We start from the raw sequence: 24,671 nt of genomic DNA, 5'->3' as shown, positions 1-24,671 counted from the left end.
CAGCAAATTCGATGGCACAATAGCGTGACTCCGTTTCGCCAGTGGTCCCGACTATGTACGATTTTGATGAACTCGCCGCTTTTGCCGATGTGATGACCACCGGCAGCCTGACACGCAGCGCACAGAAGCTCGGGCTGGCAAAATCGACGTTGAGTCGCCGAATCAGCCAGCTAGAAGCCCGGCTAAACCAACCGCTGCTGCGTCGTCAGGCGAACCGTTTGATTCCCACCGAAGCGGGCCTGCTGTTTCATCAGTACTGCACCGAGCTGCTGGCCATGGCCGCCCACAGCCAAGAGGCGCTGGCGGAGCTGCGCGAGGAGATCAGCGGTAAAGTCACGCTCGAAGTACACGGCGCGCTGGCACGAGGCTGGATGGCAGGCGTTATGGATGCGTTCTTGACCCGCTACCCCAAGGTCGAGCTAACCCTGCATACCCGGGAGACGCCGCCCACCAAGATGCACAGCAACAGCGTGCACATTTGGCTAGGCGCCACCCATGAGTGCGGGCTGAATCAGGAGCGTTTGGGCCACCTCACCCGCGGCCTCTACGCCAACCCGCACTATTTAGCCCACGCAGGAACGCCGCAGCACCCTCAAGAGCTGGATGCGCATGCCTGGATCGACTTGTTGGATACTGCATCCAGCGGCCTACTGCTGCACCACGCCGAACACGCCGACTACCTGTTCAACGCACCCCGCTCGCGGCTCCGGGTAGATCTTACAGCGCTGCACATCGATGCCATCGCCTATGGCCAAGGGATCGGCCTGCTGCCCCACTGGGTGGTCGAAAAACGCGAGCGCCACCACCCTGGAGATCTGGTCAACTGCCTGCCCGGCTGGGAACCTGCTCCCCTACCCGTGACGCTGCTGTATGCCTACGGGCACCACTCCCGCCGGGTCAACGCGCTGCTGGATTTTCTGCGTGATCAGGTGCCCACCGCATGGCAAACCCGCACTGGCGCCGTGCACACGCACTAGCGATTCGCCTTGCCAGTTAGCCGCCTAATTACCCACAATAGGCGGCCGATGATCGTCAAGGAACGTTAATGCTCGCTGAACTCTTCGCCGTCATGGCCCCTGTATTGGCCGGTGCCGGGCTAGGCTTTCTATGGGTTCGCCTCGGCCAACCCTACCCCGTCGATTTTGTGACACGCCTCGTTTTCAATATTGGTACGCCCGCGCTGGTGCTGGCGTCGCTGTCTGGGGCAACGATCGATGCCAGCACGTTCGGTCAAGTCATGCTGGCTGCCGCCCTGGTGATCGTCGGCATGGGGGCCGCTAGTTTTGCCGTTGCCAAGGTGCTGCGCCGAGATTGGCGAGTGCTCATCGCGCCGATGATGTACCCCAACACGGGCAATATGGGGCTGCCGGTGGTGCTGTACGCCTTTGGCAGCGCGGGCTTTGCTTACGGCATTACGGTGATGGTGACGGTTTCGCTGTTTCAGTTCACCTTGGGGGCAGTGCTCAGTAGCCAGGGCAACCCGGTTAAAACTCTACTCAAAACCCCAACGGTGTATGCCATCGCCCTCTCCATGGCGCTGCTGCTGACCGATACCCCGCTGCCCCTATGGATGGCCAACACGGTCGATCTCATGTCGGGCTTCACCGTACCGCTCATGCTCATCACCCTCGGCGTATCGCTGGCTAGCATTCAGGTGAAAAGCCTGCGCTCTGGGGTTGGCTTTAGTCTCATCCGTATTCCGCTGGCCGCGGCGGCTGCGTGGCTCATCGCTGGCTGGCTAGGACTGCCACCGCTGGCGCAGAACATTCTGGTGGTACAGATGTGCATGCCGGTGGCGGTCTTCAACTATTTATTCGCCCAACGTGCCCAGCGCGAACCGGCCTATGTGGCCAGCCTCGTGTTCTGTTCGACCTTGATGGCGCTGTTCTATTTACCGGCCTTGCTGGCGCTGCTGATGTAGCTCCGGGAACCCCCGCCCGTCGTTGGCAGTCACTGCTAGACTACTACTGACGTTGCGCCACTCGAGGACATACAATGCCAATGCGACACTCCCTGCCCGTTCGACCGCAAACGCCACACCCCCGCTCGCTCTGCCATCGCGCCGTTCGCTGGGTGGCCCCTTGCGTCACGGGGCTTCTGCTCGCCAGCGCAGCTCATGCGGACGTCGTTCACCAAGCATTAGACACCGAGCATCTAGCCCTCACCATCGAGCGCGTGGCCGACGGCCTCGACAACCCTTGGGCGGTGGCGTTCTTGCCCGATGGCCGCTATCTGGTCAGCGAGCGCAGCGGGGGGTTGAACCTCGTCGACGCCGAGGGACGCATTGAGGCGTTGAGTGGCCTGCCCCGAGTCAGCCAAAACGGTCAGGGGGGCCTGCTCGATGTGGCGCTGCACCCTGAGTTTGGCGACGGCGAACACGATTGGATTTACTTCACCTGGAGCAAGCCAGAAGGCAGTCAAAGCCGCTCGGCGCTCTCGCGCGTCAAGTGGCAAGATGACGCTTTGGGCGAGGTCGAGCATTTGTTCGAGCAGGATCGCGCCTCCTCTCCCGGCCGGCACTACGGTTCACGCTTGGCGTGGCTCAAAGATGGCACGCTACTCATGAGCATTGGCGACCGCGGCGTCGACCCTTCCCGCGCCCAAGCCCGCGATGACCACGCAGGCTCTACGCTGCGGCTCACCGAGACCGGCGACGTGCCAGATGACAACCCCTTCGTGGATGACGACGATACGCTGGATGAGATTTACACCCTAGGCAACCGCAATATTCAGGGCATGACCGTGCTAAGCAATGGCGAGCCCTGGGCCACCGAGCACGGCCCTCGCACCGGCGATGAGTTGAACCAGATCGTGCCTGGCAACAACTACGGCTGGCCGGAGGTGAGCCTGGGCAACGATTACGCCACCAACGAACCCATTGGCGTGGAATCCAAACCCGGCATGGAAGACCCGGTGTATCGCTTCGATGGGCGCTTTGCCCCTTCCGGTCTTGCCGAAGTGACCAGCGATGCCTTTGAACCCTGGCAAGGAAGCCTGTTGGCGGGTGGCCTTGGCAGCCAAAAGCTGCTGCGCCTCACCCTCGACGAGGGCCAAGTGGCCGACGAAGAGCTGATTCTGGATGGCGAGATTGGCCGCATCCGCGACGTGCGCCAAGGGCCCGATGAGGCGATTTACTTGCTAACCGACGGCAGCCAAGGCAGCCTTTACCGCCTGACACCGACCGAGCGCTAATCTCGAGCCACCACCAGGAAGCACGATGCGACTACGTAACCTCATCATTTTAACGGTCATCGTACCGCTGTTCGTGATTCTGGTGGTGTTTAGTCTAGTGGCGATCAAATCGCTGGAAGACAACGTGCGCTCCAAGCTTCAAACCGAAGTCGAGATCATCACCCGCGCACTCAGCACCTCGCTGAGCTACGCAGTGGCCCGCGACAGCGCCACGCCGTTGGAAGAAGCGCTGCAATCGGCGTTTTCGTTTCACCGCATTTATGGCGCTTACGTATTCGACCCCCAAGGCCGAGAAATATACGGCCTGGGCCTGGGGAAAGATCTGTTCACGCCAGAAGAGATCCAACAGGTCATCGCCACCGACGACATGCACAGCAGCTACCGTCAGCAAGAGGGCTGGACCTACTACTCCGCGCTGACGCCCCTGCGCACCCAGGATGGCACCGTGCAGGGCGTGCTGCAGGTGAACCGCCTCAATACCGGCATCGAGAACTACACCGGGTTTATTAGCATCGTGGCCGTACTGGTCTTCGTGATTGGGGCAGCGGGCATCGTGTTCAGCATTTGGTGGGGATTTCGCCACTATATCGAGCGGCCGCTCAACCGCCTGCTGCGCGTCATGCTGCTGGTCGAAGATGGCGACCGCAGCCAGCGGGCCACGGCAGATGGCCCCACGGAGTATCGCCGCCTTGCGTCGGGCTTGAACGGCATGCTGGACGCCATGGCCGAAAAAGATCGCGACATCGATGCGCGACAGCGGCGCGAAATCGAGCTGGAAAAGCGTCTGCGCAAGTCCAAAAAGCTCGCCGAACTGGGCGTGCTCGCCGCTGGGGTCGCCCACGAGATCGGCGCCCCTTTGACGGTCATCAATGGCCAAGCTCAGCGCTTGGCTCGCCGTCATACGATTGGCGACGATGAGCGGGCACGGCTTGGCCGCATTCGTGGCGAAGTGGAACGCATCGTCGAGATCGTCCGTCAGCTGATGGAACTTGGCCGACAACATAACGTGGAGAAAGGACACCAAGCGCTCGATCAGCTTATCATCAGTGCCAGTGAGCTGGTCGAAGAGGAGTTGGAACCACGAAATATCCATCTGGATATTGATCTTCCTACTCCGACCCCCCATTTATTGGTCAATGGTCAGCAAATCGTTCAAGTGCTGACCAATTTATTACGCAACGCCGCCCAAGCTCCCCAGGTCAGCCATATCCGTGTCCGCGCGCAGGCACACAGCGAAGAGCTGACCCTTTGGGTAGAAGACGACGGGCCTGGCATCCCAGCTTCGCACCATCATCAAGTGTTCGATCCATTTTTCACCACCAAGCCGGTGGGCCAAGGCAGCGGCTTGGGATTATCGATGGTGCACCGCATTATTAACGACCACGGCGGGACGATTGGCGTATTTGACAGCGCGCTTGGCGGCGCTGGCTTTGAAATTACGCTGCCCCTTAGTGAAACCGCATCCGCTTGAGGACGACGTTTGTGACCCATCAGGAACACCTTTTACCGTTATTGGTGGTGGAAGATGACGCCGCTATCCGTGAGTTATTAGAGGAAGAGCTCAACGACGCGGGCTACGACACACTGGGTGTCCCCAGCGCAGAAGAGGCCATTGCTCTGCTGAGCCATACGCCGGTGGCCATGATGATTACCGATGTACGGCTACCGGGCATGACCGGCATTCAGTTACTTCAACAGCTCCGCCAGAGCGGCAGCGAGCTTGGCATCATCGTGATTACCGCATTTGGCACCATTGACCAAGCGGTTGAGGCCCTCAAGTTAGGGGCGGACGACTTTTTGACCAAACCTCTGGATTTAGACGCTATCCGCGAGGCCGTTTTTCGCGTACTGGAGCGCCAGCGTTTGTCCCTTTCCCATGATACGGAACTTAGCCATTTTCACGGCATCGTGGGCAAGAGCCCGGCCATGCAGTCGCTGTTTCACGATGCGTCGCGGTTGGCGAAAAGCGATGCGCCTATTTTGATTTTGGGTGAAAGCGGTACCGGGAAAGAGCTGCTGGCCCGAGCGATTCATCAGGAGAGCAGCCGCCACGACGCTCCGTTCGTGCCCGTGAACTGCGCCAGCATTCCTGCCGACCTGATGGAGAGCGAATTTTTTGGCCACGTGAAAGGCGCCTTTACCGGCGCTAACGAGGCCCGTAAAGGCCTGTTTCACAGCGCCCAGGGCGGCAGCCTGTTTCTCGATGAGATTGGCGAAATGCCGATCAATCTGCAGGCCAAGCTGCTGCGCGCCCTGCAAGAGAAAACCGTTCGCCCAGTGGGGGGCGAGCGCGAGGAGCCGGTGGACGTGCGCATCATTGCCGCCACTCACCGCCACTTGGAAAAAGAGATCGAGCAGGAGAACTTCCGAAGCGATCTGTTTTACCGCCTGGAAACATTCTCACTGCGCATTCCACCGCTACGCGAGCGCGGCACGGATATCGAACACCTAGTCTTTGCGTTGATCGACAAACACGCGGAAGCCCAGGACAAACAGATCGAGCAGATCGAGCCGGAGGCCCTCAACAGCCTGTTGAACTACAGCTACCCAGGCAACGTACGCGAACTGGAGAATGCAATCATGCGCGCGGTCACACTAAGCGAAGCGGGCGTGCTGCAGCATCAGGACCTGCCCGAACGCCTGCGCGAACAATCCAGCCAGCAAAAGAGCAGTGCCGACACCACGCCTACGCTCAGCGGTGAGGTGCTGCCCGGCACCCAGATCCCGGCACCCGCACCGGCCCGCTGGCCGAGCCTAGAAGAGGTCGAGAAGCGCTATATTCGCAAGGTGTTGGAAGCCACAGGTGGGAATAAACGGCGCACGGCCGAAGTGCTGGGGATTGCCCGCCGCACGCTCTACCGGCGGTTAGAAGATAGCGAAGAGTAATCCCATGCCGGTCGCCGTTCGACGACCGGCTTTTTAACGCCTACTCCGTGACGCCCTCGCCGGGCGACTCCCGTGTTGCCTGGCCGTCGTTCGCCATGGGCCCGGTATCCATGGGCTCTTGAGGTTCGTCTGCCGGTGCTTCTGAATCGGTGGTCGGTGCCTCTGAATCGCCGCACCCCGTCAGCACGCCTGCCATGAGCAGTGCGCTCAGCAGTAACGCCAACCCACGCGCGTTGTGTAATCGTGACATCATGTCGTTCTCCTTCCTTGATCATGGGCAAACAGCCGCCAAGGCAGCGACTGCTCCCCTAACCTTAGCGGCTGTCCGCGATCTTGCAAAACCGAGCGCCACCCGGCATGCACCGCCCGAAGGCAAAAAAAAGCCCCCGCGGGCGCGGGGGCGAAAAGGATGGTAAACCGCGTGGAGCAGCCGCAGGGAACAGACAGCTGGGTCGGCCTACCATCGTAGGGAGCGTTGACGACTATTGGCCGTTAGTCATGTCTTCCTCTTCATCGCCACTAGGGGCGTCATCGGTACCCGCTTCATCGGCACCGGGCATGGGGTCGGTACCTTCACCGAAACCAGGATTCTCTTCAGGATCGTTTGCGGACGCCGCCGATGTATTCTCTTCCGGCATGGGCGCCTGCTCATCAGGCATCGGCTCTTGCGCTGCTGCCGGGTCGTCACCCAGGCCGGGGTCTTCGTTCATCGGCTCGTCTGCCATGGCAGGCTCGTTCTCAGCAGCCGGAGCGGTAGAGGTGGTGGCATCCTGCTCCAGCGTGTCGGGCTGCTGTGCCGGGGGCATCTCCTCGTCGCCATTACCACAGCCAGCCAAGGCCAGGGTGCTGACGGTTGCCGCTAACATACACAGCGTCAGTACACGTGGACGCTTACGCGGTTGGCTCACTTGCTTGTCCATAAGGGTTGCCTCCATTGACGACTAACGTGCTTGCGTCACTTGCCAAGCATTTCTAAAACGATACTTTCACACTTCGTGCCAACATCCACATAAAATAATTTTTAATTTTAAAAACAATATCTTAAAAACAAAATCAGGATGCCATCCGCTGTCATGACAGGGTCATAGACGGGGGTTCAAAATGGCACATGTGGCGTAAATTGACGGGATGGACGGGAGCGTTGTGGCACATCCCGCTCACTTATGTATAATAATTTGTAATAACTTATCAAATATAATCTTAACTTCTACTTATGAACCGTTTTGTGTCGCTGCTTGCAGGAAGCACGTAAAGGCCGCAGGTAAGCGCATTGAGTAACGACACAAGGCTGCTCATTCAATCAAAAGGCACCGCTGATGGACGAGACACGCCCTGTCAAAATTCAGGTACGCGGCTTGAGCAAGGTATTTGGCAAGCAGCCCAAAAAAGCACTCGAGCTACGCGACCAAGGCCTCAAGCGCCCTGAAATTCTCGAAAAAACGGGCCAAACCCTGGGCCTTTCCAATATCTCCTTCGACGTTTACGAAGGCGAGCTACTGGTCATCATGGGCCTATCGGGTTCGGGTAAATCGACCCTGATTCGCTGCTTGAACCGCCTCATCGACACCACCGAAGGTGAGATCGTCATTGATGGCGAAAACATCCCAACGCTGGGCGAAAAGGCCCTGCTAGAGTGCCGCCGTCGCCACTTCTCGATGGTGTTTCAAAACTTCGCGCTCTTTCCTCACCGCACGGTTCAGCAGAACGCCGAGTTCGGCCTGGAAATTCGCGGCGTCGAAAAATCGGAGCGCCAGTCGATTGCTCATAACGCGCTGAAGCAAGTGGGCTTGGAAGGCTGGGAAGACGCCTATCCAAACCAGCTGTCGGGCGGCATGCAGCAGCGCGTCGGGCTTGCCCGCGCCTTGGCGAACGATGCCAGCGTTCTGCTGATGGACGAAGCCTTCTCGGCCCTCGACCCGCTGATCCGGAAAGATATGCAGCAAGAGCTTCTGCAGCTGCAAACCAAAATGCAGAAAACCACCGTCTTCATTACCCACGACCTGGATGAAGCGCTCAATATCGGCGACCGCATCGTGCTGCTAAAAGATGGTGAAGTCGTACAAATCGGCACGCCGGAAGAGATCCTCACCAAGCCTGCCGATGACTACGTCCGCCGCTTTATCGAGGGGGTCGACCGCTCGCGCATTTTGACCGCCGAGAGCGCCATGCGCCCGGTGCGCACCACGGCAAGGGACAGCGACGGCCCGCGAACGGCGCTGCATCGTATGCGCGATCACAGCATCGATTCCATTTACGTGACCGACCGTGACCGCCAACTGCTCGGGCTACTCGAAGCCGATGCGGCCAGCCGTGCCATCGAGGAAAAAGCCGAGACCATTACCCATCACCTGACTCAGGACTTCCGCAAAGTGCCGCCAGACGAGCCGCTGCAACACCTCTTCGCCATGTTTAGCGAAAAGAGCTACCCGATCGCGGTGGTGGATGAGCAGCAGCGCCTGCTGGGCGTTGTGGTGAAAGGCGCGGTACTGGATGAACTGGCACGAGCAGGAGAGCAGTAATGGAGATCGCACGTATTCCTTTAGGTAGCTGGATCGAAAGCGGCCTGACGTGGCTGACCAGCGAATACTCCGTCGTGACGCGCGGCATTTCCCGCGTGACGCAAACAGGGATCAACAGTCTCAACGATGGCCTGATGTGGCTACCCGAGTGGGCACTGCTGGCGATCATTGCGCTGCTGTGCTGGAAACTCGCCAGCACTCGCTTGGCCATTGGTGCAGTTGCCGGGCTGGCGTTGATCTGGAATCTAGGGCTTTGGAACCCGATGATCGAGACGCTGACGCTGGTGGTGATTGCCACGCTAGTGGCGGTGGTCATTGCCTTGCCCGTGGGGATTGCCGCGGCGCTTTCCGAGCGGCTCTACCGACTGATCATGCCCGTGCTGGACTTCATGCAGACCATGCCCGCGTTCGTGTACCTGATTCCTGCCATTCCGTTCTTCGGGATTGGCTCGGTCTCGGCGATTTTCGCCACGGTCATCTTCTCCATGCCTCCTGCGATTCGTTTTACCACGCTGGGCATTCGTCAAGTGCCGACCGAGCTCATCGAAGCTGCCGACGCCTATGGTGCCACGCGGGGCCAAAAACTGTTCAAAGTACAGCTACCGCTTTCGCTGCCCACGGTGATGGCAGGCATCAACCAGACCATCATGCTGGCGCTGTCGATGGTGGTGATTGCGGCCATGATCGGTGCCGATGGCTTGGGTAGCGAAGTGTGGCGCGCCATTCAGCGTCTACGCCCAGGCGACGGCTTCGAAGCAGGGATCGCCGTGGTGATCCTGGCCATGCTGCTAGACCGCCTGACGCAATCGCTGCGCAAATCGCGCCGCTCATCATAGCGCTCGACGCTGCGTTGACCCGTGCACTTGAACCACCGGTCATGAGTGACCATGCTGAACGGGTCAACCGATCACTTAGGTTAAGACAAGAAAGACCTCTTCATACCGCAGTGGTGAGTGCCACTGCCCATCAACAGGGAGCAAGTGAATGAAAACGCATACGTTGAATCACCGCATCCGCCTCGCCTCTATGGCCCTGGTCGCCGGTACTGGCCTCGTCGCTGGCAGCCTGGCCCACGCACAGGATCAGGGCACGATCAACCTGGCCTACGTGGAGTGGTCGTCTGAAGTCGCCTCCACCAACGTCATGGCGGCGGTACTCGAGCAAGCAGGCTTCGAAGTGGAGCTGACGTCTCTGTCTGCGGCGGCAATGTTCCAAGCGCTCTCCACGGGCGATGCCGATGCCATCGTGGCCGCTTGGCTGCCCACCACCCACGCGGACTACATGGAGCGCGTCGGTGGCAATATCGAAGACCTGGGCCCCAACCTGGATGGCACCAAACTCGGCTTGGTCGTACCTGAGTACACCGACGTGGACTCCATTGCCGATCTGAACGACAACGCCGACAGCTTCAACGGCGAGATCATCGGTATTGACCCCGGTGCAGGCCTAATGGCACTCACCGAAGAGGTTGTGGATACCTATGACCTTGGGTTGGACCTGCGCAGCGGCAGCGGCGCCACCATGACAGCGGCCCTGGCCAGCGCCATCCAAAACGAAGAGGACGTGGTCGTCACCGGCTGGACTCCGCACTGGATGTTTGCTCGTTTCGATCTGAAATACCTCGAAGACCCGGAAAACGTCTACGGCGGTGCCGAGCAGATCCATACCGTGGTTCGTAGCGGCCTGGAAGAGGACATGCCCGACGCGTATGCCATCCTGGATGCCTTCGAGTGGACGCCCGAGCAGATGGGCGAAGTCATGCTGATGAACCAGGAAGAAGGCAGCGACCCCTACGACAATGCCAAACAGTGGGTAGAAGAGAACCAAGACGTCGTCGAGCAGTGGCTCAATAGCTAACGCCCGCTCATAAGCGTTTAATGACAGGGGGCTACGGCCCTCTGTTGTCGTTATAGTTATGTCGCTTTTTCGTGGTAATGTGCCCTCGCGTTGAATAAAGATTAAGCAACGTTTGCTACTGTTACTGATGTAATGCACGCCTGCTACCGCACCCATGGATGACCAGAGGGAAACCGCTGGTCCATCAACGTGCGTTTAGCGGTTTCTGTCCGACATGGAGAGGCTCCCGTGGATAATCCTGACTCTAAGCGTCCCGCTGATGAGCCGGTATCAGAAGGCATCCCCGCCCCTGATGGTCCGGCCAACCTGATCGATACCGACTACGTGATCGGTCAAGACAACATCACGACGAGTGCAATGGGCTTCAACCTTGACCTGCACGGCAAGGTATTCACCATTTCTGCGCTCATCGTGCTGCTGTTTGTGGTACTGACTCTTGCTCTGCAAGACATGATTGCACCGGTTTATGATGCCATCTTTGGCTTTTTGACCGGCAACCTGGCCTGGTTCTTCATTCTGGCCGCCAATATCTTCGTCATCCTCTGCCTGGGTTTGATCGTATCGCCCCTGGGTAAAATCCGAATTGGCGGGGCAGATGCCAAACCGGACTTTACCTACACCGGCTGGTTCTCGATGTTGTTTGCGGCCGGTATGGGCATCGGGCTGATGTTCTTTGGCGTCAACGAACCGCTGACGCACTTTGGCACCTCTCTCGACGGTGGCGATTGGGCACCGTTGGCTGGTGCTGAAGGCGATACGGCGGGTGCGGCGGCACTCGGCATGGCGGCGACGATCTTCCACTGGGGTCTGCACCCGTGGGCGATTTATGCCGTTGTGGCGCTGTCACTGGCGCTATTCTCGTTCAACAAAGGCTTGCCGCTCTCCATGCGCTCGGTGTTCTACCCGCTGCTGGGTGAGCGCGTGTGGGGCTGGCCGGGGCACTTGATCGATATCCTGGCGGTCTTTGCCACGCTGTTTGGTCTGGCCACGTCGCTGGGCTTGGGCGCCACCCAAGCCGCTGCCGGTTTGACCTACCTGTTTGGCGCGCCGGAAAGCGACATCACGATGATTCTGTTGATCATCGGCATCACCATGATCGCGATCTGCTCGATCGTGGCCGGGGTCGATAAAGGCGTACAGCTGCTATCGAAAATCAACATTGCCATGGCCGCCGCGCTGCTGTTCTTCGTGATCGGTGTCGGCCCCACGCTGCTGATTGCCACTGGCTTCTTCGAAAACCTGGTGAACTACGTGGTTCACCTGCCGGCGCTATCGAACCCGTTTGGCCGTGAAGACGCGAACTTCAGCCAAGGCTGGACGGCCTTCTACTGGGCGTGGTGGATCTCCTGGTCTCCGTACGTCGGTATGTTCATCGCGCGGGTATCCCGTGGCCGTACCGTTCGTGAATTCCTGATCTCCGTACTGATCGTACCGTCGGTCGTTTCGGTTCTGTGGATGACGACGTTCGGTGGCACCGCCATCGACCAATACGTCAGCCAAGGCATAGAAGCCGTGCGCGATGCGGGCGTGGATCTGCAGCTGTTCATCATGCTGGAGCAACTGCCGCTCTCGCAGATCACCTCGTTCATTGCCATCGTGCTGGTCATCGTCTTCTTCGTGACCTCGTCGGATTCCGGGTCGCTGGTGATCGACTCCATCACCGCAGGCGGCAAGGTGGATGCCCCGAAACCGCAGCGCGTGTTCTGGGCGATCATCGAAGGTGCGATTGCCATTGCGCTGCTGCTGGGCGGTGGTTTGACCGCACTGCAGACCATGGCCGTCTCTACCGGGTTCCCGTTCACCATCATTCTTCTGGTGGCGTGTTACGCCATCATCAAAGGCTTGATGAGCGAGCCCAAAGCGGTCTAACGATCTGCTTTACCTAGGTAAGACGCAAACGGGCAGCCCATGGGCTGCCCGTTTGCCTATCAGGGTGGAGAGATTCAAGCGTTAACACCACAGCGCTTTCAAGGGCGTGTCTGGCGTATAGCGATTGGCGATTTGCGCCTGCAAAAGCTCCGCGGTGGCCAGCGCGTCGACCAGCGCATGGTGCCCTTGATAGGCAGGCAAACCGTAGCGCTCACGACTGGCGTTGAGGCGAATCGATACCGGCGGCCGACCTAACCAACGGCGGAAACGGGCCCACAGAGTTTGACGATGCAGTCGCGCTTCCAGCGACATGGTATCGATCATCGGAAACAGCACCCCTTCCCCCCGGCGCGCCTTCACCGCCGCATCGAGAAAGGGGCGTTCGATGTTACGAAAGTGAACCACCACGATACGCCCTGCCAGCACCGTCAACAGTTCATCCAACACGTCATCGAGGTCTGGCGCATCGGCGATCTCCGAGTGCGTGATGTGGTGATAAGCAATCGACGTCTCGTCCAGCGGCCGGGATGGCTTCACGACCCAGTAACAGCGTTGGGCCATGGGAATACGCCCCAACGTAAATGGTACGACGCCAATACTGACAATCGCATGGCGGCGCTCGTCGAGCCCAGTGGTTTCCATATCCAGCGCCACCATGGGCACTTCCGACAAGGGGGTATCCGGGTCGGGCATGGGCGTGTCGAAAAAGCGCTTCAACATCTCGTCTTGGGCCCCCGCGACCCGGGCGGCCATATAGCCCTGCCAGTCGGCCTGGGTGACTTTTTGGCGCGGTCGTATGCCGTGCATATCAGCGCCCCTGCCGTTGGGTGGGAACGGGATAGCGGAACTTCAAAAACTTCTGGGCATTGCTCAACACCTGAAACGCGTCTTTCAGGGTATGGCGTTCGCTATCTTCCACGTTCTCGGGCTCGATATTGTTATCCGGCTCGCGCTCTTCCTGCAGGTCGATCATTTGATGGCGTATCCGCGACATGCATAAAAATTCGAACGCATAGTTCAGCTTGTCGCTGACACCCGTCGCCAGCAGTTGGGTTTTACTGATGTCGTCCAGACGCTGGAAAGAGTTTTGCGCTTTGGAACCGCAGGCCAGTGCATGCACGCGAATCAAATCCACCATCGGTGCCGTACCGCGCCGCTTGAGATTGATGGAGTTATTGTGCTTGCCATCTTTCTCCATCACGAAGGTGCGGAAAAAGCCGAGGGGCGGGGTTCGATTGAGCGCATTGCGTGCCATAGCCGCCAGGAACAGCGGCGACTTGGGAGCGGTTTGGGCAATCAAATCCTGGAGCGTTTCGACGAACAAATCTTCCCCATAGATGCTATCCAGATCGAAAAAGATCGAGCTGTGCAGCAGTTTCTCGGGGGTTGGGTTCGCCATCCAGTCCTGAAAATAGCGCTTCCATACCGCCAGCGGCTGACGCCACTGGCGGTTGGTCGCCATCACGTCGCCCTTACAGTAGGTGTAGCCACAGGCGGCCAGGCCATCGCTGACGAACGCCGCTAGGGCACGAAAATACTCGTCGTGCTCTTCGGGGACGAAGTCATCAGAGAGAATCAGCGCATTATCCTGGTCGGTGACGATGCTCTGCTCATTACGCGCCATGGAGCCATTGACCATATAGCAATAAGGCACTGGCGGCGGCCCGAGGGTATCTTCGGCCAGCTCCAGCAACCGGCGAGTGAAACTGCGTCCAATCGTGGAGAGCGCGCTGCCCACCATTTGCGAGTTCGCACCCTCCTGCACCATGCGTACGAACGCCGCTCGAACGTCCGGTGCCAGCTTGGCCAGCCCCTGGGCGCTGGACTGGTTGAAGATATTGCTCACCAGATAAAGGCCGCTATGGGTTTCGTAGCGAATGATATCCGATAGGTGCACCACGCCTACCGGGCGCTGGCGATACAGCACGGGCAGGTGATGAACGTTGCTACGCAGCATGGTCAGCATCGCTTCATAGACCGAGGCATCGGACTGGATGGTAATGAGTCGTTCCGAAATCACCTCTCCGATGGGAGTCGTGGGCGATAGACCTTCGGCCACGACGCGCGTGCGAAAGTCGCTGTCAGTGAGAATGCCGCACATCTGCCAAGTTTTGCCCTCGCTATCCTGGAAGCTATAGCGGGGGTTATCGCTCCCCTCATTGATGACCAGCACCGCAGACGCTTGGGCGTCGATAATCTGTCGAGCTGCCTGCTGTACGCTGGTGGTGGATTCGACCATCACCGGGTAGCGAGTGACCAGTTTGCGAATGCGGGTCACCATCATGTCGTTCGACTTCTTCTGCTGCTCGGCGGCGGTCTCTAGCCGCGGACGCTCTAGCTCGACGAAATCGGCGAAGTCGTCATCCTCTTCGCATAGACGTTGAAACACTGCGTCGGGGATAAAGTAAATCAGCGTGTCTTCGATAGCCTTGGCGGGAAAACGCACCTTGTGGTTACGCAACAGGCTGAAGTGGCCAAAGATATCGCCCTCACCTAGGCGGTTATAGAGCTCGCCCTGGCGGCGATACACCTCAACCGCACCGCTGCGAATGTAGCAAAGCTCATTCAGCGTATCGTTCAGCGTCAGAATATCGCTATCCGTTTTGAAATAGCTGACTTCTACCTGCTCGGCAATGGCGTCCAGCAACTCATCCGACAAACCATCAAACGGGGGAAACTGCCCCATGTGTTGGCGTATTTCTAATAACTCGACGTCCATACGCTCTCCTGCTGGGCGCTGACTCTATTGAACGGGCGGTGCTTTGACGAGAGTGGTGTCGTCAAGGGCTAAGTTTGTCGTGAACACTCGCCATGGACAACCCTTTGAAGGTGAATCGAAAGAGCGGGACGGACGGCCCGACACGAAAAAGCCCAGCGCACGAGCGCTGGGCTTTAGTCGACTTGCGGTGTGGCGGATACTTCGCACGTTAAGGAAAATCTGGCACTATCCGCATAGCCTTGGATGAAACATTCAACTCATGGCGTTTACGACTGGCTCGCCATTTCTTGAACGCGCTGCATCACTTCCGGATCTTGCTGGATGGATTGACCGATGGCGTTGAAGGTATCGACATCCAAGCCGCTGTCCTCGACGACTTCGATCATGCGGTCATTGGCTTCAGCGCGAACTTCCTGCTGTGCGGTTTCGTCTTCTGCTTCCTGCAGACGCTGTGTGTACTCTTGTGAGATCACGGCGATTTCTTGAGAAGCATCGGCGAACTGCTGTAGCTGCTGATCAGAAAAATCCTGAGCCGGGGCTTGCTGAGTAGCCATTGGATCTTGCGCTTGACCTTCAGCTTGTTGGGCGTGAGCGGTGCCCGCCATCAGACCCGTGGCGAGAAGTGCAGCAGAGAACAAAGCAGTCATACGTTGCATGGTAAGAAACCTCATTGGCGCGTTATGAATGTGCCCAGTGTGACGCGTCGTTTGGGCGCTGGTTCAATCTTTTATGTAAAACTCAGTAACAAAAAGAACAAAGCGTAAGTTATCTACCCCATGAATCATGCTATCCCAGGAGCACTATGTCTATTAATTTCAAGACGTTAGGAGAGAAAGACGCCGCCTCCCTTGGGCTGGCCGCCATGCCAGGGCTTTTCGTTCTGCTCTGGAGCACCGGCTTTATCGGCGCGAAGTTTGGCCTGCCCTACGCCGAACCTTTCACCTTTTTGTTCATCCGTTTCGTGCTCACACTGCTGCTGTTGCTGCCATTGACGTGGCTGATGCGCATTGCCTGGCCTTCATCACCTACGTTATGGAAACATATTGCGGTATCGGGTTTGCTGGTCCACGGCACCTATCTGGGCGGCGTGTTTTACGGCATTTATTTAGGCATGCCCGCCGGCTTGGCCGCCCTACTGGTTGGCCTACAGCCACTGCTCACGGCGGCCTGCGCGGGACCGTTGCTAGGCGAGCGGCTGACCAAACGACAGTGGTGTGGTCTGCTCTTGGGCTTACTCGGCATCAGTTTGGTACTGGGTAGCAAGCTGGAACTCGGCAGTACGCTTTTTAGCGGGTTCGGGGTTGGGGCGCTGGTGAGCGTGATGGCCGCCCTGATGGGTATTTCGCTGGGCACGCTGTACCAAAAGCGTTACTGCACCAGCATGCCGCTGCTATCGGGCGCGGTCATCCAGTACATGGCGGCGGGCGCACTGCTGGGGGTAGGTGCCCTGCTTTTCGAAAGCCGCGAGGTGGAGTGGAGCACGACGTTCATACTGACGCTTGGTTGGCTCGTGCTGATTCTGTCGATTGCCGCTATCCTGCTACTGATGGCCTTGATAAAGAAGGGGGAGGCTTCCCGCGTGGCGAGTCTCTTTTATCTCGTGCCACCGGTCACTGCGCTACAGGCGTGGTGGCTATTCGATGAGCGTTTGCCGCTGCTTGGCTTGGCAGGCATGGTCATCGCCATTATGGGCGTGGTCATGGTCGTGCGCCCCTCGACGACATAACCGATACGAAAAAAGACGAATCTTCCAGGGCTTGGAAAAATGACTGCACAACCTCACTGCGCCAGGGTCAACGGCGTCTGCAACCGGTGCGATACGCCGGTTCCCTTCGCCTTTACGATGGCCTTTCAACCCATCGTCGATGTCGCTCAGCGACAAGTGGTGTACTACGAAGCACTGGTTCGCGGCGTGAACGGTGAATCGGCGTTTTCGATCCTGGATCAAGTGACCGATGAACTCATGTATCGCTTCGATCAAGCCTGCCGCGTCAAGGCGATCGAATTGGCCAGCGAGCTGGGCATGAACGCGCGGCTGTCGATCAACTTTCTACCGAATGCCGTGTACGAACCAGAAGCCTGCATTCAGTCCACGCTCGAAACATCACACCGCGTGGGCTGGCCAGCCGAAAGACTCAATTTTGAAATTACCGAGACCGAGCGCGTGGTCGACCGCGCGCACATGCGTTCGATCATCGACTGCTACCGGCGAATGGGCTTCACCACATCGCTGGACGGCTTTGGCAACGGCTACGCTAACCTGGATTTATTGACCGATCTTCGCCCCGACACGCTCAAAATCGACCGAGAATTGGTCATGGATTGCGACAGCAACGTGCGCCGTCAGGCCATCCTCAAAAGCATGGTGTCACTGGCTCGTACCTTGGGAACGCAACTCGTGGCCGAAGGCGTCGAGACCCGAGAAGAGTCTCGCTGCCTTCTGGCACTGGGTATTTCGGTGCAGCAGGGGTACTATTTTGCCCGCCCTCAAGTGGGCGAGCTCCCCACCGTGGCGCTAGAGCGATACGAGTAGCGCGGCGCTATAACCGTTCGAGGTAGGCGGTGCCGCCCAGGTTGCGCATCTGCTGACGAATCCACTGACTGCGACGCTCGACCTGGGCGTCGGGACGGGAGGCACTGCGGGTGCGCGGACTCGGTAGAATGGCAGCCAACAGGCTCGCCTGACGTTCGGTCAGCGCACTGCCTGAGGCACCGAAGTAGTGGCTGGCGGCCGCCTCCAGACCGAACACGCCGGTATCCCACTCGGCGACGTTGAGGTAGACCTCTAAGATCCGCTGTTTACCCCATAGCGTTTCGATCAGCAGCGTGAACCACGCCTCCAGCCCTTTGCGTATCCAGCTACGTCCACTCCACAAGAACACGTTTTTAGCGGTTTGCTGGCTCAAGGTACTGGCGCCACGCAGCCGCCCGCCGTCTCGGCTCGCTTCCCAGGCACGACGCATCTCAACGAAATCGAACCCGCGATGCTGGGGAAAACGCTGATCCTCGGCGGAGATCACCGCCAGCTTGGCATTGCTGGACAACTGCTCCCAACCACGCCACTGGCGCTGAATATCGATGGGCTCGCTGTTGATCCAGCTCTGCACTTTACGCTCGACCATCACCATGGAGCCAGGCGGGGGCACGAAGCGAAATAGCAGCACCAGGGCAACCGAGAGCACCACGAAGCCAAGCGCACCACGCCAGAGAAGACGCCATAACAGACGAAGAAAACGGCGCAGCGCGCGATTGAGCATCTCGGAATCCTTAGCGTTTCATGAGGTGTTCCGCATGATAGCGCAAATGATCCTCGATGAACGAGGCGATGAAAAAGTAGCTATGATCGTACCCCGGCTGGCGACGCAGCGTCAGCGGATGGTCGTGCTCGTCACACACGGCTTCCAGGCGCTCCGGCATGAGCTGCTCCTCCAAGAACTGATCCGCTTCGCCCTGGTCGATGAACAGACGCTGGCGGGACGCCCCGTTGGCCACTAACTCGCAGGCATCGTACTGGCGCCAGCGCGACTGGTCGTCGCCCAAGTAGCTGGTAAAGGCTTTTTGGCCCCAAGGGCAATTCATCGGGTTCACGATAGGCGCAAAGGCGGAGACCGAGCGGAACCGGCCCGGATGGCGCAGGGCAAGAATGAGCGCGCCGTGACCGCCCATGGAGTGGCCGCTGATCGATTCGCGCCCGTTGACTGGAAAGTGCTGGCGCACGACCGAGGGCAGCTCTTCGATCACGTAGTCGTACATACGGTAGTGCGACTTCCACGGCGCCTGGGTGGCATTCACGTAGAAGCCCGCCCCAGAGCCGAGATCGTAACTATCGTGCTCGCCGGGGAGATCGGTGCCACGCGGGCTGGTATCCGGACAGACAATCGCCACGCCTAATTCGGCGGCAATGCGGTGCGCGCCGGCCTTCTGCATGAAGTTTTCGTCGTTGCAGGTCAGGCCCGATAGCCACCACAGCAGCGGCACGCGCTCGTTTTCCGCTTGCGGCGGCAGGTACACGGCAAACACCATGTCGCAGTCCAGCGCCCGGGAGTAGTGGCGGTAGCGCTTGTGCCAGCCGCCGCAGCTGCGGTTGGCCGACACCAGTTCTAAAGTTTCACTCATGCTCATGGGGCAGGCTCCTTAGAAGATGAAAACGCGGCGGGTCTCCCCTACCGCGTTCGTTTACCCGGTTTCTTAAGCTCGATGATACTCAGTAATGCAGCACGGTACGAATGCTCTTGCCCGCGTGCAGCAGGTCGAAGGCTTCGTTGATCTTCTCGAACGGCATATCGTGGGTAATGAAGTCGTCGATATTGAGCTCGCCGTTCATGTAGCGCTCCACGTAGCCCGGCAGCTCGCTGCGGCCCTTCACGCCGCCAAAGGCGGAGCCTTTCCACACGCGGCCAGTAACTAGCTGGAACGGACGTGTGGAGATCTCTTCGCCAGCGCCTGCCACGCCGATGATGATCGATTCCCCCCAGCCCTTGTGGCAGCACTCTAGCGCCGAGCGCATGACGTTGACGTTACCGATACACTCGAAGGAGTAGTCGACGCCGCCATCGGTCATATCGACGATAACCTGCTGGATCGGGTCGCTGTAATCTTTCGGGTTGACGAAGTCCGTCGCGCCGAACTGCTTGGCCAGGGCGAATTTATCCGGATTGACGTCGATCGCGATAATCTTGGACGCTTTGGCCATCACCGCGCCCTGAATGACCGCCAACCCAATGGCGCCCAACCCAAACACGGCAATGGTCGACCCCGGCTCTACTTTGGCGGTGTTCAAGACGGCACCGATACCGGTAGTCACGCCGCAGCCCAGCAGACAGATTTTGTCCATGGGTGCTTCTTTGGACACCACCGCCAGCGACACCTCCGGCAGCACCGTGTACTCGCTGAACGTCGAGGTGCCCATGTAGTGATGCAGCATCTTGCCGTCTAGCGAGAAGCGCGACGTGCCGTCTGGCATGACGCCTTTACCCTGTGTGGCACGTACGCTGCCACACAGGTTGGTTTTACCCGAGAGGCAGAATTTACACTTGCCACACTCGGCGGTGTAGAGCGGGATGACGTGGTCACCCGGCTTTACGCTGGTAACGCCTTCCCCCACTTCTTGAACGACACCCGCGCCTTCATGGCCGAGTACCGCTGGGAAGTTACCTTCTGGGTCAGCGCCGGAGAGCGTATAGGCATCGGTGTGGCACACGCTGGTGGCGGCCATTTTGACCAGCACTTCTCCAGCCTTCGGACCTTCTACATCGATATCCACCAGCTCGAGTGGCTTACCCGCTTCGAGCGCAACTGCCGCACGTGATTTCATGGTCACTCCTATGGATTCGCAGTGGGCGAGCACGCGGCGACGTGCTCGTCTAAAAAGGGGGTGATTTACTCGCTATCGCCAGAGACCGGCCCAAACTCGATGGGCAGCCAGCGGTAGCCTTCCTCGTCTTCGACGATATGACCAATGCCCGGGAACGGCATGTGAGCACCGGCCACCCAGTGCTTCTCATCGACCGCACTCTCTAGCACGGCTTCACGGGTGCGCACCGCCTGCTCGGGGTCGGAATCGAACTCGATGGCAACGCTGGGGTCGGCAAACTGCACGCCATAGCTGTGGACGACATCGCCCCAGACCAACATGGCGTCGTCGTCACTGTTGAGCATAAAGCTCGCATGGCCCGGCGTATGGCCGTGCGTATCCTGCGCGACGATACCCATCAGCAGCTCATCGCCCGGTGCAAAGGGGCTGAATTGGCCAGCCTCTTGATAGGGCGCCACGGCCTCTTGTGCCATGGTAAAGAAGGCACGCTCCTCCTCTGGAAGCGCTTGGGAGCGCTCTTCGTCCAACCAGAAGTCAGCGTCGCCTTGGCTGGCGCGCAGCTCGGCATTGGGGTAGACCGCTTCACCGTTCTCATCCACCAAACCGCACACATGGTCGGGGTGCAGGTGGGTCATCAAGATCGTATCGACCTGTTCCGGTGCATAGCCCGACGCGCGTAAATTCTGCTCGACTTGGCCCAGAGTGGGACCAAAGCACGCCGCCGACCCAGCATCCACCAGCACCAAGTTCTCACCGGTATGAAGCAAAAAGGCGTTCACGGCGGTTTGCATGCCGCTTTCGGCATCGATGAACAGCGCGTTGAGATGGCGCAGGATCTCATCCTGCTCCATGCCTTTCAGCAGCGACGTGTCCAGCGTGGTGTGGCCATCGTACAAAGCTGTCACCTCGACATCGCCCACCATCATACGGAACCAGCCCGGCGCCTGCTCTTGTTGCTGGGCAGGCACCTCGGCCTGAGCGGCAGCGACCCAGGCGGTGCTGATAGCAGCCACCAAAGCACGACGAGACCAGCGTGACGAGATCATCGACATAAGCAAGACACTCCATGGATACGCGAAAGAGACTAGCAGTGTAGGTCAGCTAGGCGAGAGGGATAAAGCGGGATACACTCACAAGATTATTGCTACTGAGCAACAACCCATCCACTGAAGGGCGACGCATGCAGCGCTGGGATCGTATCGAAGCTTTCGTCGAGGTCGTCAGGCTGGGCACCTTTTCCGCCGCCGCTCGGCATCTGAAAGTCTCAACCTCGCACATCAGCCGTTTGGTGAGCCAACTCGAAAACCAGCTGGGTGTGCAGCTGCTCTACCGCACCACGCGGCAAATTCGTCTGACCGATGCAGGTGCGCTCTACGTGGAGCACTGTCGCCATCTATTCGATGGGCTGCGCGATGCCGAGCAGGCTATTAGCGAGCTTCAGGCCAGCCCCCACGGGCTGTTGAAACTCACCTCGGCCACGACCTTCGGCGAGCGCTACATCGCACCGCTGGTGAATGATTTTCAGCGCCTGCACCCCCAGTTGGAAGTGCATATGCACTTCACCAACCGGCCGGTCGAGCTGATCGAGGAGGGGTACGACATTGCCATCCGCATGGGCGTCCTCAAAGACTCTAGCCTGATCGCTCGGCGGCTCTGCGAGCGGCGGGAGTACGTGGTGGGGTCGAGCGCCTACTTTCGTCAGGCTCCCCGACCGCATACCCTTTCCGAACTGAGCCAACACCGCTGTCTGATCGGCTCTCGCCCTAATTGGCTCTTCGAAGTCAACGGCCAGCGTCGGGAAGTCAAGGTAGAAGGGTGTTGGAGCGGAAACTCCGGGCCTGCCCTTCTGGATGCGGCGCTAAAGGGGCTGGGGCTCGCTCAACTGCCGGATTACTACGTGGCACCTTACCTTGCCAGCGGCGAGTTGGTATCGGTGCTGGAACCGTTTCAGCACAACGATACGGCGGTTTGGGCGGTGTATCCTCGCCACCGCCATTTATCGCCTAAAATCCGCCAGCTGGTGGACTATTTGGTCGCCCATATCACCACCCTTCTGCCGGCTACCTAACACTCGATGGCGTTGACTGCGAGGCCGCCTTTCGAGGTCTCTTTGTACTTATCCTGCATGTCACGGCCGGTATCGCGCATGGTGCGAATCACTTTATCCAATGAGACGAAGTGGTCCCCGTCGCCGTGCAGTGCCATGCGCGCGGCGTTGATCGCCTTCACCGAGGCAATCGCATTGCGCTCGATACAGGGAACCTGCACGAGCCCTGCCACCGGGTCACAGGTCAGCCCCAAGTTATGCTCCAGGCCAATCTCGGCGGCATTCTCCACCTGCTTGGGCGTACCGCCCAACACTTCGGCGAGGCCCGCAGCGGCCATGGCACAGGCAGAGCCCACCTCCCCTTGGCAGCCCACTTCTGCGCCAGAAATGGAGGCGTTTTTTTTGCACAAAATGCCCATCGCGCCTGCCGCCAACAGAAAGTCCACGACATCGTCGTCGCAGGCGTCGGGCTCGAACTTTAGGTAATAGGCAAGGACGGCGGGCACGATGCCCGCTGCACCGTTGGTGGGCGCGGTCACCATGCGTTTACCAGCGGCGTTCTCCTCGTTCACTGCCAGGGCAAACAGGTTAACCCAGTCCATGACCGTAAAGCTGGTTACAATGAGGCGCTGATGGTCGGGCGGAGTGAGCAGTTGCTGGTGCAGCGAGTGAGCGCGACGGCGGACGTTCAAACCACCCGGAAGCCGCCCAGTGGCCTTCAAGCCGTTATCGATACTCTGGCGCATGGCGTGCCAAATCGTTAACAGCGTTTGGCGAATCGTGGCTTCACTACGCCACGCCTTCTCGTTTTCCAGCATTAGCGCGCTAATTCGCAGGCCGTGCTGCTGGCACAGCGCGAGCAGCTCATTGGCCGACTCGAACGGATACGGCAGCGCCGTTTTGTCCTCATCCAGCCCACCCCGGTCGGCGCAGGCTTGGTCCACGTAAAACCCGCCGCCAAGCGAATAATAGGTGTTCGTGCTGATCAGTGTATCGTCATGATACGCCGCCAGCACCATAGCGTTGGGGTGAAACGGCAAACAGGTGTCGTCCCACTCGATATCCCGCGCACGCTGAAACGTCAGCGACTGGCCGTGAGGCAGCGTCAGCGGCGTACCGTCATCCAGCGCGGCCAGCCGTGCGGCGATGGTATCCGGGTCGATCGCTTCCGGCGTTTCCCCCATCAACCCCATGACCACCGCGTTATCGGTACCGTGCCCCACCCCGGTAGCGGCCAGTGAGCCATGCAGCCTGACGACGAGACGAGTGATGTCCGGCGCAGTCAGCGCCATCACGAAATCCCTGGCTGCCCGCATGGGCCCCACGGTATGCGAACTGGATGGGCCGATACCAACCCGAAACAGATCAAACACGCTAATTGCCATAACGGTGCCCGCCCCTCAACGGTCCTACTGGGATAAACAGCGACCTGATACGTCGTCGCTTTGCATTTTCTCTCTTACCACCACTTTGCAGCGTTATCGTCTGCCCGTCGAGCCATCGACAGAAGGTTAGACGTGCGAGCACAGAAAAGTGACGATATAATGAACATTCATTCCTGAATGTTTACTCCCGTCGCTTCACCCCCCGATAAGGATGTTGGTATGTCATCGTCTCCCCCCTGGGCGATCAGTTTTCGCACCGCCCTGCTTCGTGCCACGCTCTATACGCTCGCCATTGGCGGTATTGCCCAAGGTGGCTACCTCGAAGTGCTTTACCTGCCAGACGTGCGCTATACCGAGCTTGGCTTTACCGAGTTCACCCAAACGATGGTGCTGGCGAGCTGCTGTGCGCTGCTGGTCTATATCCGCCAAGTATTGAACGTATGGCCTACGGTGACGCTGCTATTACTAGCGTTTATCGCAGCCTCCCTGGTGCGCGAGCAGGACTACTTTTTGGATCACTATGTCGCCGAAAACACCTGGAAGTACCTCGTGGCACTGATCGTGTTACCCAGCCTTGCCTGGGTCATCCGGCATCGTCAGCGATTCCTGGATGAGTTTCGTTACTACAGCAATACGTTCGCTTTTGGCCTGTTTGCGGCAGGTGTTCTGGTCACCTATATCTTTTCTCGTCTGTACGGTCGCCAAGAATTCTGGCGCGCCGTGCTAGCCGAACACTATATCCGTGACTTCAAAGATATCGCCGAAGAGGCCATTGAGCTACTTGGCTACAGCTTGATTCTGTTCGCCACCATCGAGCTTCTCTTTCTAGCCCGACGCTTGCATCGCGCACGACTAACCCCCTAACCCTCGCTTCTTTATCGTT

The 24,671-nt window shown here is 58.9% G+C and carries 23 protein-coding genes; 13 read left to right on the top strand and 10 right to left on the bottom strand.

The annotated features are described in order from the left end of the window. Nucleotides 1–53: 53 nt before the first annotated feature. The 5 genes from QIT27_RS04460 to QIT27_RS04440 all read left to right on the top strand — a co-directional run bounded on the left by QIT27_RS04460 (nucleotide 54) and on the right by QIT27_RS04440 (nucleotide 6,078). Nucleotides 54–977: a LysR family transcriptional regulator gene (locus tag QIT27_RS04460; protein ID WP_159342963.1), complete on the top strand. Its 924-nt coding sequence runs from the start codon at nucleotides 54–56 to the stop codon at nucleotides 975–977. A gap of 68 nt (nucleotides 978–1,045) precedes the next feature. Next, entirely contained in the window at nucleotides 1,046–1,921 is an 876-nt protein-coding gene (locus tag QIT27_RS04455; RefSeq protein ID WP_285263012.1) for an AEC family transporter, read from the top strand. 80 nt (nucleotides 1,922–2,001) lie between these two features. Continuing rightward, on the top strand, nucleotides 2,002–3,192 hold the full coding sequence (locus QIT27_RS04450) for a PQQ-dependent sugar dehydrogenase (protein ID WP_159343808.1): 1,191 nt from the start codon (nucleotides 2,002–2,004) through the stop codon (nucleotides 3,190–3,192). 25 nt (nucleotides 3,193–3,217) lie between these two features. Further along, nucleotides 3,218–4,663, top strand: a complete 1,446-nt coding sequence (locus QIT27_RS04445) for a sensor histidine kinase (RefSeq protein WP_253017775.1) — start codon at nucleotides 3,218–3,220, stop codon at nucleotides 4,661–4,663. An 11-nt stretch (nucleotides 4,664–4,674) separates the two neighbouring features. Beyond that, nucleotides 4,675–6,078, top strand: a complete 1,404-nt coding sequence (locus QIT27_RS04440) for a sigma-54-dependent transcriptional regulator (RefSeq protein WP_159342966.1) — start codon at nucleotides 4,675–4,677, stop codon at nucleotides 6,076–6,078. Between the two features lie 40 nt (nucleotides 6,079–6,118). Here the strand turns inward: QIT27_RS04440 and QIT27_RS04435 are convergent, their stop codons facing one another. After that, a complete protein-coding gene (locus QIT27_RS04435) occupies nucleotides 6,119–6,331 on the bottom strand; it encodes a hypothetical protein (protein ID WP_159342967.1) in 213 nt (70 codons plus the stop codon). A gap of 229 nt (nucleotides 6,332–6,560) precedes the next feature. Next, nucleotides 6,561–6,998, bottom strand: a complete 438-nt coding sequence (locus tag QIT27_RS04430) for a hypothetical protein (protein ID WP_159342968.1) — start codon at nucleotides 6,996–6,998, stop codon at nucleotides 6,561–6,563. A 396-nt stretch (nucleotides 6,999–7,394) separates the two neighbouring features. Between QIT27_RS04430 and QIT27_RS04425 the strand changes: the two genes are divergently transcribed. The 4 genes from QIT27_RS04425 to QIT27_RS04410 all read left to right on the top strand — a co-directional run bounded on the left by QIT27_RS04425 (nucleotide 7,395) and on the right by QIT27_RS04410 (nucleotide 12,323). Continuing rightward, nucleotides 7,395–8,597 (top strand): quaternary amine ABC transporter ATP-binding protein, encoded by a 1,203-nt coding sequence (locus QIT27_RS04425; protein ID WP_285263011.1) that lies wholly within the window; start codon nucleotides 7,395–7,397, stop codon nucleotides 8,595–8,597. Next, a complete protein-coding gene (locus QIT27_RS04420; RefSeq protein WP_159342971.1) occupies nucleotides 8,597–9,433 on the top strand; it encodes an ABC transporter permease in 837 nt (278 codons plus the stop codon). Before QIT27_RS04425 ends, QIT27_RS04420 begins: the two co-directional genes overlap by 1 nt. Before the next feature lie 148 nt (nucleotides 9,434–9,581). Further along, on the top strand, nucleotides 9,582–10,454 hold the full coding sequence (locus QIT27_RS04415) for a glycine betaine ABC transporter substrate-binding protein (protein ID WP_285263010.1): 873 nt from the start codon (nucleotides 9,582–9,584) through the stop codon (nucleotides 10,452–10,454). Nucleotides 10,455–10,682: 228 nt separating this feature from the next. Then, entirely contained in the window at nucleotides 10,683–12,323 is a 1,641-nt protein-coding gene (locus tag QIT27_RS04410) for a BCCT family transporter (RefSeq protein WP_159342976.1), read from the top strand. An 81-nt stretch (nucleotides 12,324–12,404) separates the two neighbouring features. Here the strand turns inward: QIT27_RS04410 and QIT27_RS04405 are convergent, their stop codons facing one another. From QIT27_RS04405 to QIT27_RS04395, 3 genes are all read right to left on the bottom strand, one after another. Further along, on the bottom strand, nucleotides 12,405–13,130 hold the full coding sequence (locus QIT27_RS04405) for a 3'-5' exonuclease (RefSeq protein WP_285263009.1): 726 nt from the start codon (nucleotides 13,128–13,130) through the stop codon (nucleotides 12,405–12,407). Nucleotide 13,131: 1 nt separating this feature from the next. Next, on the bottom strand, nucleotides 13,132–15,042 hold the full coding sequence (locus QIT27_RS04400) for a DUF294 nucleotidyltransferase-like domain-containing protein (protein ID WP_285263008.1): 1,911 nt from the start codon (nucleotides 15,040–15,042) through the stop codon (nucleotides 13,132–13,134). Between the two features lie 266 nt (nucleotides 15,043–15,308). Next, nucleotides 15,309–15,698: a DUF4168 domain-containing protein gene (locus QIT27_RS04395; protein WP_285263007.1), complete on the bottom strand. Its 390-nt coding sequence runs from the start codon at nucleotides 15,696–15,698 to the stop codon at nucleotides 15,309–15,311. A 146-nt stretch (nucleotides 15,699–15,844) separates the two neighbouring features. Between QIT27_RS04395 and QIT27_RS04390 the strand changes: the two genes are divergently transcribed. Together QIT27_RS04390 and QIT27_RS04385 are read left to right on the top strand one after the other, a co-directional pair. After that, nucleotides 15,845–16,768, top strand: a complete 924-nt coding sequence (locus QIT27_RS04390) for a DMT family transporter (protein WP_159342980.1) — start codon at nucleotides 15,845–15,847, stop codon at nucleotides 16,766–16,768. A 39-nt stretch (nucleotides 16,769–16,807) separates the two neighbouring features. Beyond that, nucleotides 16,808–17,575 (top strand): EAL domain-containing protein, encoded by a 768-nt coding sequence (locus QIT27_RS04385; protein WP_502875184.1) that lies wholly within the window; start codon nucleotides 16,808–16,810, stop codon nucleotides 17,573–17,575. A gap of 7 nt (nucleotides 17,576–17,582) precedes the next feature. Here the strand turns inward: QIT27_RS04385 and mtgA are convergent, their stop codons facing one another. The 4 genes from mtgA to QIT27_RS04365 form a co-directional block, all read right to left on the bottom strand. Continuing rightward, the gene (gene mtgA / locus QIT27_RS04380) at nucleotides 17,583–18,299 is read right to left on the bottom strand and encodes a monofunctional biosynthetic peptidoglycan transglycosylase (RefSeq protein WP_285263006.1); all 717 of its coding nucleotides are present in this window, start codon (nucleotides 18,297–18,299) and stop codon (nucleotides 17,583–17,585) included. 10 nt (nucleotides 18,300–18,309) lie between these two features. After that, entirely contained in the window at nucleotides 18,310–19,164 is an 855-nt protein-coding gene (gene fghA, locus QIT27_RS04375) for an S-formylglutathione hydrolase (protein WP_159342982.1), read from the bottom strand. 82 nt (nucleotides 19,165–19,246) lie between these two features. After that, on the bottom strand, nucleotides 19,247–20,356 hold the full coding sequence (locus QIT27_RS04370) for an S-(hydroxymethyl)glutathione dehydrogenase/class III alcohol dehydrogenase (protein ID WP_285263005.1): 1,110 nt from the start codon (nucleotides 20,354–20,356) through the stop codon (nucleotides 19,247–19,249). Between the two features lie 65 nt (nucleotides 20,357–20,421). Then, nucleotides 20,422–21,408: an MBL fold metallo-hydrolase gene (locus QIT27_RS04365; RefSeq protein WP_285263004.1), complete on the bottom strand. Its 987-nt coding sequence runs from the start codon at nucleotides 21,406–21,408 to the stop codon at nucleotides 20,422–20,424. A gap of 128 nt (nucleotides 21,409–21,536) precedes the next feature. On the opposite strand from QIT27_RS04365, the gene QIT27_RS04360 reads away from it, so the two are divergent. Continuing rightward, nucleotides 21,537–22,424 carry a LysR family transcriptional regulator gene (locus tag QIT27_RS04360; protein WP_159342985.1) on the top strand — a complete coding sequence of 296 codons (888 nt, stop codon included), beginning with the start codon at nucleotides 21,537–21,539 and terminating at the stop codon, nucleotides 22,422–22,424. Here QIT27_RS04360 and QIT27_RS04355 read toward each other — a convergent pair. Beyond that, nucleotides 22,421–23,788, bottom strand: a complete 1,368-nt coding sequence (locus tag QIT27_RS04355) for an L-serine ammonia-lyase (RefSeq protein ID WP_159342986.1) — start codon at nucleotides 23,786–23,788, stop codon at nucleotides 22,421–22,423. The genes QIT27_RS04360 and QIT27_RS04355 overlap by 4 nt on opposite strands. A 219-nt stretch (nucleotides 23,789–24,007) precedes the next feature. On the opposite strand from QIT27_RS04355, the gene QIT27_RS04350 reads away from it, so the two are divergent. Beyond that, nucleotides 24,008–24,652 (top strand): hypothetical protein, encoded by a 645-nt coding sequence (locus tag QIT27_RS04350; RefSeq protein ID WP_159342987.1) that lies wholly within the window; start codon nucleotides 24,008–24,010, stop codon nucleotides 24,650–24,652. Nucleotides 24,653–24,671: the final 19 nt, after the last annotated feature.

This window comes from Halomonas sp. LC1, from assembly GCF_030247125.1.
Lineage (GTDB): Bacteria > Pseudomonadota > Gammaproteobacteria > Pseudomonadales > Halomonadaceae > Vreelandella.
This window is presented reverse-complemented; position numbering and strand designations above follow the sequence as displayed.